This is a genomic window from Clostridium zhoujianii, from assembly GCF_051590805.1.
GTDB lineage: Bacteria > Bacillota > Clostridia > Clostridiales > Clostridiaceae > Clostridium.
On sequence record NZ_JBPUTF010000001.1, the window covers coordinates 885,150 to 897,034 of the forward strand.

At 28.8% G+C, this 11,885-nt stretch carries 15 protein-coding genes; 13 read left to right on the forward strand and 2 right to left on the reverse strand.

Annotation, left to right across the window (positions count from 1 at the left end):
- Positions 1-65 precede the first annotated feature (65 nt).
- Positions 66-518 (reverse strand): GNAT family N-acetyltransferase, encoded by a 453-nt coding sequence (locus tag ACSYT2_RS04075; RefSeq protein WP_438383648.1) that lies wholly within the window; start codon positions 516-518, stop codon positions 66-68.
- Between the two features lie 176 nt (positions 519-694).
- On the opposite strand from ACSYT2_RS04075, the gene ACSYT2_RS04080 reads away from it, so the two are divergent.
- The 13 genes from ACSYT2_RS04080 to ACSYT2_RS04140 all read left to right on the forward strand — a co-directional run bounded on the left by ACSYT2_RS04080 (position 695) and on the right by ACSYT2_RS04140 (position 11,233).
- Complete coding sequence (locus tag ACSYT2_RS04080) at positions 695-1,243, forward strand: biotin transporter BioY (RefSeq protein WP_430855911.1); 549 nt, start codon at positions 695-697, stop codon at positions 1,241-1,243.
- A complete protein-coding gene (locus ACSYT2_RS04085; protein ID WP_438383649.1) occupies positions 1,230-1,640 on the forward strand; it encodes a DUF1284 domain-containing protein in 411 nt (136 codons plus the stop codon). Before ACSYT2_RS04080 ends, ACSYT2_RS04085 begins: the two co-directional genes overlap by 14 nt.
- Before the next feature lie 315 nt (positions 1,641-1,955).
- Positions 1,956-2,690 carry a polysaccharide deacetylase family protein gene (locus tag ACSYT2_RS04090; protein ID WP_438383650.1) on the forward strand — a complete coding sequence of 245 codons (735 nt, stop codon included), beginning with the start codon at positions 1,956-1,958 and terminating at the stop codon, positions 2,688-2,690.
- Between the two features lie 110 nt (positions 2,691-2,800).
- A complete protein-coding gene (locus ACSYT2_RS04095) occupies positions 2,801-3,694 on the forward strand; it encodes a D-alanine--D-alanine ligase (protein WP_438383652.1) in 894 nt (297 codons plus the stop codon).
- Positions 3,695-3,708: 14 nt separating this feature from the next.
- Complete coding sequence (locus ACSYT2_RS04100; RefSeq protein ID WP_438383654.1) at positions 3,709-5,154, forward strand: aminotransferase-like domain-containing protein; 1,446 nt, start codon at positions 3,709-3,711, stop codon at positions 5,152-5,154.
- Between the two features lie 286 nt (positions 5,155-5,440).
- Positions 5,441-6,145: an alpha/beta hydrolase gene (locus tag ACSYT2_RS04105; protein WP_430855916.1), complete on the forward strand. Its 705-nt coding sequence runs from the start codon at positions 5,441-5,443 to the stop codon at positions 6,143-6,145.
- A 277-nt stretch (positions 6,146-6,422) separates the two neighbouring features.
- On the forward strand, positions 6,423-6,632 hold the full coding sequence (locus ACSYT2_RS04110; protein ID WP_438384995.1) for a DUF5412 family protein: 210 nt from the start codon (positions 6,423-6,425) through the stop codon (positions 6,630-6,632).
- Between the two features lie 3 nt (positions 6,633-6,635).
- Entirely contained in the window at positions 6,636-7,397 is a 762-nt protein-coding gene (locus tag ACSYT2_RS04115; RefSeq protein WP_430855917.1) for an epoxyqueuosine reductase, read from the forward strand.
- Positions 7,398-7,495: 98 nt separating this feature from the next.
- Positions 7,496-8,698, forward strand: a complete 1,203-nt coding sequence (locus ACSYT2_RS04120) for an alanyl-tRNA editing protein (RefSeq protein WP_430855918.1) — start codon at positions 7,496-7,498, stop codon at positions 8,696-8,698.
- Positions 8,699-8,721: 23 nt separating this feature from the next.
- Complete coding sequence (locus tag ACSYT2_RS04125; protein ID WP_430855919.1) at positions 8,722-9,024, forward strand: hypothetical protein; 303 nt, start codon at positions 8,722-8,724, stop codon at positions 9,022-9,024.
- 145 nt (positions 9,025-9,169) lie between these two features.
- On the forward strand, positions 9,170-10,138 hold the full coding sequence (locus ACSYT2_RS04130; protein WP_430855920.1) for a polysaccharide deacetylase family protein: 969 nt from the start codon (positions 9,170-9,172) through the stop codon (positions 10,136-10,138).
- Between the two features lie 270 nt (positions 10,139-10,408).
- A complete protein-coding gene (locus tag ACSYT2_RS04135; protein WP_438383657.1) occupies positions 10,409-10,558 on the forward strand; it encodes a hypothetical protein in 150 nt (49 codons plus the stop codon).
- A 474-nt stretch (positions 10,559-11,032) separates the two neighbouring features.
- Positions 11,033-11,233, forward strand: coding sequence for a hypothetical protein (locus ACSYT2_RS04140; RefSeq protein WP_430855922.1), 201 nt, complete (start codon positions 11,033-11,035; stop codon positions 11,231-11,233).
- Positions 11,234-11,312: 79 nt separating this feature from the next.
- On the opposite strand, the gene ACSYT2_RS04145 is transcribed toward ACSYT2_RS04140, so the two are convergent.
- Entirely contained in the window at positions 11,313-11,648 is a 336-nt protein-coding gene (locus ACSYT2_RS04145) for a PadR family transcriptional regulator (protein ID WP_438383659.1), read from the reverse strand.
- Positions 11,649-11,885: the final 237 nt, after the last annotated feature.

Consider the following 11,885-nt stretch of genomic DNA (forward strand, 5'->3'; position numbering starts at 1 on the left):
TAGCTTCATGTGAAAGCAAAATTATCTACTGTCCCAATAACGATAATTTATGATATTTAAATTGTTTATTTTGCCATGTACTCATACATATTGTATTTACATTCATACATTCCTAAAGATTCATATGTAGACTTAGCAGTTAAGTTTTCCTTTTCTACATATAATCTTAACCCAACAGTATTTTCATTACTCTCACAAATATCTTTTAAATGATTATATAAGGATTTAAATATTCCTGAACGTCTATGTTCTTTATCAACATATACACTTTGAATCCAAAGAACCATTCCATTTCTCCAGTCACTCCACTCATAGGTATGCATAATTTGTCCTACAACTTTATAATCTATAGTGTAAACATAATACTGCCCTTTTGATGAGTCTAATAACAATCCTTCTACACCCTTAGTAAGTATATCTAAATTAAGTTCTACATCTTCAGTTTCCTTTGCTAGATTATAGTTGAATTTAACTATTGTTTCTAAGTCCTCAATTTTAGCTTTTCTAATATTATTCATCTATATCCTCCTAGTAGTTTGTTGTTTATATTTTATCATATGAAGGAAATATATCGCAATTTATATAAAAACATCTAAGTACAAAAGAATTGTCAACCAAATATAAATAATAGGTTGACAATTAAGTTTACCATGTTTATACTATAGAGGAAGTGAAAGACTAGGGGGTTAGGAAGATGAAATTAAATTTATCAATAAAAGAAACGGTATTAGTTGGAATGTGTGCAGCTCTTATGGGAATATTTTCTCAGTTATCTATTCCATTACCTACAGTACCATTAACACTACAAGTATTTGGGGTAGTAGTAATAGCAGTAGTTGTAGAAGGGAAAATAGGGGGATTATCTATGATTATCTTTGCATTGTTAGGGGCAATAGGAATTCCTGTCTTTGCAAACTTTACAGCTGGTATTGGAGTTATAGCAGGTGGAACAGGTGGATTTATAACAGGATTTATTATTATGGCATTTATTATAGGATGGGCATCATCAAAGAATGATAAGAGGATTCTATTCCTTGGAGCATATATTGGACTAGCTATTGATTATATAATAGGAGTTCTACAACTTAAGGTAGTTATGGGATTATCTATGCAAGGCGCTTTAGCAGCAGGGTGTTATCCATTTATAGTGAAGGATATTATTATGGTCTCCCTTGGGGTAATTGTAGCATTAGCTATAAAAAATACTATACGAGGAGTTATTAGAATAGATGCTAGAGCTTAGACCACATCATATAAACTGTTTATTCTTTTATAGGGGCATGGGATATAGTGAGGATTTTGTAATGGCTATGAGTAGTATAGAGAATTTACTTATAGAAAATACTGATACTGAAATAGGCTTTATTCTTAATTGTGATATTCTTTGTACTAATTGCCCTAATAGATTAAAAGGAAATAGTTGTATAACAGAAGAAAGGATAAAAATACTTGATTTAAGAGCCATTAATGAATATGGATTAGACTTAAATAGAAAATATAAGTTTACAGAACTAAAGAATAGTATATATACAACTTTTGATAAGGAAAAATTCAAGAATATATGTAGTGATTGTGAGTGGTTTAAGAAGGGTATATGTAGTATTGAATTTATTAAAGAACAGGAATTAAAATGGATATAAATAAATCCCTACTAAGATTATAGTAGGGATTTTTCTTTGAAATTAGAAAATTAATAAAGGCATACACTATCAAGTGCATGCCCCATGAGTAGCAAGCATTAGTTAATTATTTTATCATCTTTTGTAATGATTTTATTTTAACTAGGCTATTTAATGAAAGAATGATCATGATGAAATCCATCCAATCAAGTTGAATAGTAATCATAATTTAACTCCTTTAATTACTCACATTAATATTTTCTCCAAAAGGATAGAATATATACTAGTCTTTTTAAATAAAATTTCTAGTGGAGCATAATTATTCGAGGGGATTAAATGAAAAAGATAATATTAGCAGCTGTAATGATTATATCAATTTTATTAATGTTAGCAGCTTACGGAAATGATTTAGAAATCGCAACAAAAAGAGAACCTAGAGCTCAAGATGATAACAAAGTAGAAAAATATAAAGTTATTAGTAAAAAGTATGAAAAAAAGATGATAAGAATAAGTTATCCAATGATTAGTGGTTTAGGTGATAAAGATAAAGAGTATAGGATAAATAAACTAATAGAAGATAATGCTTTAAAGATAATTGATTTTTATGGTAAGGAAAAGTCTATTGATATAAAAATTGCATATGAAGTAAAGTTACAGAATTCAGAGACTTTAAGTATTGTATATTCAGGTGTTGGAAATGTACCTAATACAGCTTATCCAACAAATCATTTTTATACAACAAATATAGATATAGTAAATGGAAGGGTTTTAAAACTTTCAGATTTAGTACAGGTTGATGAAAGTTTGGTGTCAATGCTTAAAAGTGATGCTTTTATACTCATAAGTGATGGTGGGATAACAAAGGAAGTAATTAATAATATGTATAATAACATTTTATTAGATTCATTAAAAAATGCAGATGAAATAGATAAAATAGGAACAATAGAACAGCCAGATACCTTTAGTTATTTAACAGAGGACTCATTAGGGATAAGTATAGGAGTGTCACATGCTGCTGGTGACCATCTTGAATTTGAGGTAGATTACAATAAGATAAAACTTCTTAGATAAGAGAAAATAATTACACCACAATAAGCTAAATTTCATAAAGCCGTGGTTCTTACAATTTTCAAGCTACAGTAATAAGATTATATAGAAGATAATTTTAAGGAGATGTAGTTATGAAAGTTGGAGTGCTAATGGGTGGAATTTCTTCAGAGAGAGAAGTATCAATCCTATCAGGGAAATCAATAGTTAATCATCTGGATAAAGAGAAATATGAGGTGAAACCAATTATTATAAATTCGAAGGAAGAGGTCATGGAAAAGGTTAAGGGAATTGATTTTGCTTTCTTAGCCTTTCATGGTGAGTTTGGAGAGGACGGTAGTATACAAGCTATTTTAGATGCTATAGGAATACCATACTCAGGAAGTAATCAACTAACTAGTGGAATCTGCATGAATAAGAAGCAAACTAAAAGAATACTTAGAGCTGAGTCTATAAGAGTAGCTAATGGTATTAGCTTATATAAAGATGAAGAGGTATCTTTTGCTAAAGTTGAGGATTTAGGCTATCCAATGGTAGTAAAACCAAATAGTGGAGGATCAAGTATAGGGGTATCTATAGTTAAAAATAGAGAAGATTTAGAAGAATCTATAAAAGAGGCCTATAAGTATGATAATGAAATTATAGTAGAAGAATATTTAAAGGGTGGAGAGTATACAGTTCCTATTTTAAATAAAGAGCCATTACCTGTATTATCTATAGTTTCAAAAGAAGACTTTTACAATTATCATTGTAAATATGCAGAAGGTGGTTCAGAAAAGTCATTGGCAAATCTTCCAAAGGAAATTGAAGAAGAAATTAAAGAAATAGGAAAGAAGTGCTATAGAATATTCGATTGTAAAGCTTACCTAAGAGTTGATATAATAGTAAGTAATGGAAAGCCTTATGTGTTAGAGTTAAACACTTTACCAGGAATGACTGAACACTCATTAGTTCCTAAAAGTGCAGAGGCTGCAGGTATAAATTATAGAGAACTTTTGGATAGGATTATTCAGTATTGTCTTCAATAAGAGGTGATTTTTAAGTGATTTTCTCAACTCTCAAAATTAGTAAGGATGAGACTATATATGTACAACTTGAAAGACATATCCTAGATGGAATTAAAAAAGGAGAGCTGAAAAAGGATAGTAAGCTACCGTCAACTAGGGAAGTAAGCAAATATCTAAATATAAGTAGAAATTCAGTTATTGCAGCATATGAAGAATTAGAAAGTAAAGGTGTTATCCTTACCAAAAGAGGTAAGGGAACCTTTATTGCAATAGACGGTGAAAGAGAAAGCTACGAATATAATATAAATTGGATATCTAGAACAAATAATTATGGGAAGTTCTTAAGAGAACAGGATGTTATGAAAACAGAGTTACCTTATAAAGGGGGAATGATTTCATTTAAATCTATTGCACCAGAAGATAGTCTATTTAACCTTGATGATTTCAAAAGAGCATTATTGGATGCATGGACATATGAGGAAGCAAATCTTTTGAATTATGGTTATGCCAAAGGATATAAGCCATTAATAGACTACTTTTTTGATTATATGAATGAAAAGGGAGTAAGTACAGAAAATAAAGATATTTTAATTACTAATGGATTTACAGAAGCCTTTGATATAATACTAGGATCATTAACAGAACCAGGGGATGTTATCCTTTGTGAAGAGCCAACTCATAATACAGCTTTAAAGATTATGAGAGCTCATGGATTAGAAGTTATACAGGTGCCAATGGATAGGAATGGGATTATATTAGAAGACCTTGAAAAAGCTTTAAGGGAATATTCCCCTAAGTTTGGATATTTGATACCATCCTATAATAATCCAACAGGAATTGTAACTAGGGGTGAAAGAAGGAAGGGTATAATAAAGTTATTTAGAGATTATTTAGTTCCTATTATTGAAGATGGCTTTAATGAAGAGCTACTATATTCAAGTTCACCAATAGAACCTCTAGCAGCATTGGCAGGAAAAAGTAATGGTGTAATTTATGTAGGAAGTTTATCCAAAATCTTATTTCCAGGTCTTAGAATAGGATGGATACTTGGAGATAAAGAACTAATAGATACATTGGAAAGTGTTAAAAGGGGTAGAACCATTAATTCATCTTTCTTAGATCAAAGCAGTTTCTATTATTACTTAAAAAGTGGAGCTTTTAGTAGATATGTAAAAAGCGTAAGGAAGTATTATAGGGATAAATATAACTTAGTAATGGAAATGATTGAAAAGTACATTCCCTATGAGCAGGTTACAGGAGAAGGTGGTTTACATGTCTTTATAAAGCTTAAAAATGGATTAGATGCAAGGGAACTTTTAAATTTATCTTATAAAGAAGGGGTTATTTTTATGCCAGGAGATATCTTTTATAGTGACTTTAAAGGTAAAGACACCTTAAGAATTGGATTTGGAAGAGTTAAGGATGAGGATATAAAAAAAGGTTTAAAAATAATAGGAGAGCAAATAAAATTATTATCATAGTATCTTTTAAGAACGTACTAAACTATAAATGTAATGTAATCTAGCACAATGGCTCTAATATTTATTTTCAGGTCTACTAGCTCTGCGAGAGGTAGACTTCAAAGTAATATTAGAGCCATCGTGCTTATTTTTAGTTACATCACATCCATAGTTAGTTCATCATTAGTATAAAGACAATGCAAATGTTTCTTTGTTAATAAAAAAATAGTAATTGGAATAATATGTTACAATAGATTCGTAATAGTAGTACTAATAATTTGAAATAGAAAACTTTTATGGAGGGAATATGTTTAAAAATAAATTTAAGATTAGCAATATTCCTACAGTTTTGTGGGGAGAAAAGAGTGAAAAACTTTTTATTGCAGTACATGGAAATATGTCAAATAAGGAAGATACAGTAATTCAAATTTTAGCAGAGGAAGCAGTTAAAAAAGGTTATCAAGTATTAAGCTTTGATTTACCAGAACATGGAGAGCGGAAAAGTGATAGTACACCTTGCAAACCTGAGTTTTGTGTTAATGAATTGTCTATAATTATGAATTATGCAAAAGAACATTGGATAGAAGTGAGCCTATTTGCATGTAGTATGGGGGCTTATTTTAGCCTTTTAGCATATCAAAGGGATATTATAAAAAAAGCATTACTACTATCACCAGTGGTTAATATGGAAAGAATAATAGATAATATGATGACCTGGTTTAATGTAACAACAGAGTCTTTACAAAAAGAAGAAATTATTGAAACCAATATTGGTGAAAAGTTATATTGGGATTATTACTGTTATGTAAAAGAACATCCTATTGATACATGGAGTATAGATACAAATATTTTGTATGGAGCAAAGGATACATTATGCGAATTTGAGACTATCAGCTATTTTGTTGAGAAATATTCTTGTAGATTAGAGGTTATGGATACAGGAGGGCATTATTTTAATAGGGAAGAAGAATTGAATGTATTTAGGAGTTGGTTAGGAAAACAGATTGATTAAGTTTACAGATTGATATGATTAATAAAGAGATACAAAAATCTAGTTAGAAGTATTACCAATTATTAAAATATGTTTATCATATTGCAATTCTTTCATATACCAGTTAGACCTCTTTATAGTTGATAGTACTATAATTTTAAATATCATACTCCAAGTTTATTTACATAACATCCATAGTAAGTTCGTACTTTGTAGAGATTATGATGTTGAATATATAGTAAAAATAGGGATTTATGGTATAATATTTATGTCGAAAATTGCTTTGTGAAATTATAAAATTCAAGTTTATACTATCAACAGTGCAGCTACAACAGAAGTAGGAATGAAGTGTTATCTTAAAGGAGATAGCAGTGAGGAAGATAAATTAATATATGATGATAATAAAGTTTCAAAAATGGATATTAAATGGGTTGATAAGGATACTGTTAACATAAATGGACATGAATTAGGTTTACCTGATGGTAAGTATGATTGGAAAGAAGAGTAGGATATGAAAGATAAAATAAGAGATATAATAGAGAACTTTGTAAAGGATTATCAAGATAGATATAATGCAGAAACTAGGTGGGGAGAGCCTTTAGTAGAATATGCAGACTCAAATGATACAATGTTTGGGGAGTTAAAGAGCATAGTAAGCCCTTCTCATGGGCTACCTAAAGATTTTTTAGGAGATGCTAAAACTGTAGTGGCTTATTTTATCCCTTTTCATGAAAGTGTGGTAAAAAGTAATATAAAAGATAGAGAAAGCTCAAGAATATGGGCTAAGGCATATGTAGAAACAAATAAACTGATATTAGATTTAAATACCTTTATTAAAGAGGAACTAGAAAAACTAGGGTATAAATCTAATATTATTCCAGCGACACATAACTTTGATGAGGAAAAATTAATTAGCCATTGGTCTCATAGACATGTAGCATATATAGCAGGACTAGGAAAGTTTGGATTAAATAATATGTTAATAACTGAAAAGGGATGCTGTGGAAGGGTTGGTACTTTTGTAACTAATTTAGAGATAGAGCCTACTAAACGAAAAGATAGTGAAAATTGTTTATATAAGAAGAGTAATATATGCAAAAGATGTGTAGATAGATGTGTAAATGATGCATTAAAAGTAGATTCATTCAATAGATATAAATGTTATGAGATGTGTTTACACAATGCGGAGGTTCATTCAGATATTTATTTATCAGATGTTTGTGGGAAGTGCCTTGTTGGATTACCTTGTTCAATGGTGAATCCAGTTAAATAGAATATTATACATATCAAAATACCATATTATTAAAAAACAATTTGGTATTTTTTTTATGTTATAATAACAAGTATTAATAAGTTTGTGAGGTGAATAGTATGACTGAAAAGTTATTTTATACAGATCAATATATAAAAGAATTTGAAGCGAATATAGTTAAGATTACAGAAAAAGATAATAAATACCTAATAGAACTAGATAGAACAGCATTCTTCCCAGGGGGAGGTGGGCAATGCTGTGATCTTGGATTCATAGATGGTAATAAGGTCATAGATATGATAGAGGAAAAGAATAGAATTTATCATATATTAGAGATAAAGCCTAAGTATTTAAATAATGTAAAGTGCTCAATAGATTGGAATAGAAGATTAGATGGGATGCAACAACATTTAGGTCAACATCTTTTATCAGGTTGTTTCTATGATTTATTTAATATAAATACTTGTGGTATCCATATTGGAGATGAGATAAGTACAGTAGATATAGTTGGCTATATTGAAGAAGAAAAAATAAGAGAAGTAGAGAAAATGGCTAATAAAGTAATTTCAGATAATCATAAAGTTACTTTTAGCTTTGCTAATAGAAAAGAAGCGAGATCTATGGGCCTAAGAAGAGATTTGGCAACGAATGATAGTGAAATTAGAATAGTAAAAATAGAAGATATAGATATAAATGCTTGCTGTGGAATACATCCAAGTAGTACTTTAGAATTGCAACTTATAAAGATAAAAAAGTGGGAAAAGCATAAGGGAAATACAAGAATTGAATATATAGTTGGAAGAAGAGCTATAGAGGATTATCTAAATAGAGATAAAATTTTAGATGATATTTGTAATGAATTAAGTACTGGTGCAGAAGAAGCAGTTAAAAGTTTAAAGAATTTAAAAGATAACTATAATTTAGTAAGATCAGAAAATAGTAAGATTAAGGTTAGCCTTTCTGAATTTGAAACAAAGGAACTAATATCAGAGGGAGAGAAGATAAAGGAAGTTGTTATTATAAAGAAGATTTATGATGATGAGGATATGAAATACCTTAATAAGTTAGCTAATAAGCTTGTGGAGGAAGACAATAGAATAGCTTTATTTGCAACTAAGGATAAGGAAAAAGCTAATTTACTATTTGCCTGTTCAAAAAATTTGAAATCTTTAAGTATGGGTAATTTACTAAAGGATGCAATAACATTAATTGATGGTAGAGGTGGCGGAAGTAACCTACTAGCCCAAGGTGGAGGAAAAAATATTTCTAATCTTGATAATGCAATAGATTATGCTATTAGAAGATTAAGAGATTCTATATAAAAAGAAAGGATTAATATTTAAGAATGAATATATTTCAATTATTACATAATGATACAGAGGGAATGAGTGAAGAAGAGTTAAAATATGCTACAGAATTCACTGAAAAGCTTAAAGAAAAAATAATAGATGAATTAGTTCAATATGAGGCAGAAAACTTAATAAAGAAATTAGATAGAGATAAAGATGACTTTATAGAAAGTCTAGGACAAATACTAACTAATGGAACTAAGGGATTTAATAAGATGCCTATGCAACTACTTGTTAACATTTATTTAGAGAAAAAGAATGAGGAGGAATTCACTAGATTAATAGACAGTATTTCCTAGTATACTACACTTAGTTTCAAAATCTCTAGTTAAATATTACTGGAGGTTAATTAATTGTAATAAAAATTAATAATTCTGTAACCAACATTTTGATGAAAAAGATTATAATTTGAATGAAGACAATAGAAAGTAGCGAGGGTGTAAAATGGGAACAGAAATTAACAGAGCCAAGAAAAGAAGAGAAAGAGAAAGAATAAGAAGAAAAAAGCTATTTATATTATGTACAAGTATTATTGTAGTCAGTATTGGAGTTACATTTGCAGTAGCTTCAAAGTTTGGTGACAAAAAGGACAAGCTTACAGTAAATGCTGGAACAAATGACATAAAAGAAAATCAATTTGAAGAAAAGAAAGAGCCAGAAAAGCCTAAAATAGATAATAGTGGATATTTATCTCTTGAAGAGGATCCAAATGCAGAAGATGCAACATTAGTATCTGAAAATACTAATGGATTACTTACTGGAACTAAAAAATATCCAGTAAGAACAGATGGAAAAAAAGTTGTATATTTAACCTTTGATGATGGACCATCAACAACAAATACTCCAGAAGTATTAAAGATTTTAGATAAATATAATGTTAAAGGAACTTTTTTTGTTATGGGAACATCAATTGATAAAAATGATGAAGCAAAGAAAATATTAAAAGACATTGCAAAAAATGGACATGCAATAGCTAATCATACCTATGGTCATGATTACAACTATCTATATCCAAATAGAGTAATAAATACAGAAAATTTTATGAGCGATATAGAAAAGAATAATAAATCAATGAAAAATGTTTTAGGAAAAGATTTTTCAACTAGAGTTATAAGATTTCCAGGAGGATACTGGAGTTGGAATGGTAGAACAGCGATGAAAGAGAAGATGGTTGCAAGTGGATATTTAAATATCGACTGGGATGCATTAAACAGAGATGCAGAAGGACCACATAAAAATGCAGATCAATTATTACAAGAAACTAAAAAAACTGTAGAGGCATTGGGACCTAATGCTGACAATATAGTATTATTAATGCATGATACCTATGGGAAAGAAGAAACAGTGAAGGCATTACCACAGATTATAGAGTATTTCCAAGGTAAGGGATTTGAATTTAAAACTATAAAATAATAAATAAAAACTTCTAAGAGAGTATTCTTAGAAGTTTTTATTTTAACTTAATATTATAAACTGAAGACATTTATAGTATACAGGTTAATACAGGTGGAGTATTAGCTTACTTTTTCTAGCTTGAAATTTTTTGTGGAATTAATTCTAATTATAAAGGTTACGGCGATAATAAATATAATTGAGACAAGGTTAGTATTTAATTCCGTTTTTGCTAAATTAATATGAAATGTATTCTGGATTATATAAATACCATCATAATTCATATACGCTGTGAATAGTACAATAAATAAAGATGAAAAAATGATTGTAGAAGGATTAAGTGCAATTTTAAATAGTATATTTGAGATTTTTTCAGAGGCTAGTAGTAGTATGCTTATAGAAGCAAGAAGCAGTCCAATTAATATAATTATAATATTATAATTAGTTAATCCTAAAAAATTGAAGGATGAACTAAGGATAATAGAGGATGAATCAATGACTGTTAATATAAAAGTGAAAATAAAGAATCCCGCTGAAAGATTTAGTATACCTATAGATTCACTTTGATTCGATGATGAAATCATTTTATAAAAAATTATTGTTAGCATTAGTAAGATTATTGGAAAGCTAATTAAAAGTGAGTCGTCATGTAGAATGTAGTTGTATCTTTTTGATAGGAAAACTGTTAGTAATGTGAATACAACCGAATAAATAAATGCGAAAATTGAAATAAGCCTAAATTTATTAGTATTATACTTCCTTAGTATCCTTAGTAACAGGTTAGATTTGAATAGGCAAAATAATATTACTATAGATATAACAGGTTTAATATATAGGTGGGAAGAAAAAAGTGAATATAAATTTTCAATCTTTAGTTTATAAATAAGTATTGTTACACAAGTACTAATCAAAGAAATGAGTTGTTGTATAAATGAAAATATTAAAAATCCAAATAGAAGAGCGGATATTTTATCTAGCCAAATGGATTTCCAGTTAACCTTTGCAAATTCAGAACTTATAATACTGTTAGAGCCAATTGATTCACAGGATAAGGAAAAGGATTCTTCATCACTATATCCTTTGTTTTTCAAATCAAGAATACTGTCTAAAAGATGAGATTCTAACTCATTAAGATCATCACTAGTTAGAGTATTATTTTCATTAAGATGAGACTTCCAATCTATAATAGCTTCTTTTAAATTAAACATAAAGCATACCCCCAAATATTTTTTAAAGTAGAGTTAACTATTTCCCATTGAGCTTTTTCTTCTTTTAGAGCCTTTAATCCAGCATCTGTGATTCTGTAATATTTTCTTTTACGTCCTTCAATAGTTTTCCATTCTGATTCTATTAAGTTATTTTCAGTAAGTTTCTTAAGTACTGGATATAAGGTCCCTTCTTTCCAAACTATCTCATTGTTAGAAATTGATTTTATGTTTTTAATAATTTCATATCCATAGCTTTCCTTTTTTGCTAAGAAAGATAGGATTAATGATTTTGATGAAGCAGCGATTAAATCTTTTGATATCATTTTTATTCCTCCTACATAGAACTTCTATGTAATAAGTATACTTAGATATTCTATGCATGTAAACCATAAATTATAATAAATGTTATAAAATGTAATAAAGTGATGTTAGAATAGAGTTAGATAATGAATAAATATATAGAGGTATAAAATGATCTGTAAAGGTTTAAATGGAATTCGTAGCAACATAGATAGATTAGATTAGATTGTAAATCTAATATGTAAAAGTATTTTGGAATA

What these genes read in the sequence shown, in the direction of transcription:
- ACSYT2_RS04075 (WP_438383648.1), bottom strand. Translation starts at nt 518, where the DNA reads ATGAATAATATTAGAAAAGCTAAAATTGAGGACTTAGAAACAATAGTT.
- ACSYT2_RS04080 (WP_430855911.1), top strand. Translation starts at nt 695, where the DNA reads ATGAAATTAAATTTATCAATAAAAGAAACGGTATTAGTTGGAATGTGT.
- ACSYT2_RS04085 (WP_438383649.1), top strand. Translation starts at nt 1,230, where the DNA reads ATGCTAGAGCTTAGACCACATCATATAAACTGTTTATTCTTTTATAGG.
- ACSYT2_RS04090 (WP_438383650.1), top strand. Translation starts at nt 1,956, where the DNA reads ATGAAAAAGATAATATTAGCAGCTGTAATGATTATATCAATTTTATTA.
- ACSYT2_RS04095 (WP_438383652.1), top strand. Translation starts at nt 2,801, where the DNA reads ATGAAAGTTGGAGTGCTAATGGGTGGAATTTCTTCAGAGAGAGAAGTA.
- ACSYT2_RS04105 (WP_430855916.1), top strand. Translation starts at nt 5,441, where the DNA reads ATGTTTAAAAATAAATTTAAGATTAGCAATATTCCTACAGTTTTGTGG.
- ACSYT2_RS04115 (WP_430855917.1), top strand. Translation starts at nt 6,636, where the DNA reads ATGAAAGATAAAATAAGAGATATAATAGAGAACTTTGTAAAGGATTAT.
- ACSYT2_RS04120 (WP_430855918.1), top strand. Translation starts at nt 7,496, where the DNA reads ATGACTGAAAAGTTATTTTATACAGATCAATATATAAAAGAATTTGAA.
- ACSYT2_RS04125 (WP_430855919.1), top strand. Translation starts at nt 8,722, where the DNA reads ATGAATATATTTCAATTATTACATAATGATACAGAGGGAATGAGTGAA.
- ACSYT2_RS04130 (WP_430855920.1), top strand. Translation starts at nt 9,170, where the DNA reads ATGGGAACAGAAATTAACAGAGCCAAGAAAAGAAGAGAAAGAGAAAGA.
- ACSYT2_RS04140 (WP_430855922.1), top strand. Translation starts at nt 11,033, where the DNA reads ATGAGTTGTTGTATAAATGAAAATATTAAAAATCCAAATAGAAGAGCG.
- ACSYT2_RS04145 (WP_438383659.1), bottom strand. Translation starts at nt 11,648, where the DNA reads ATGATATCAAAAGATTTAATCGCTGCTTCATCAAAATCATTAATCCTA.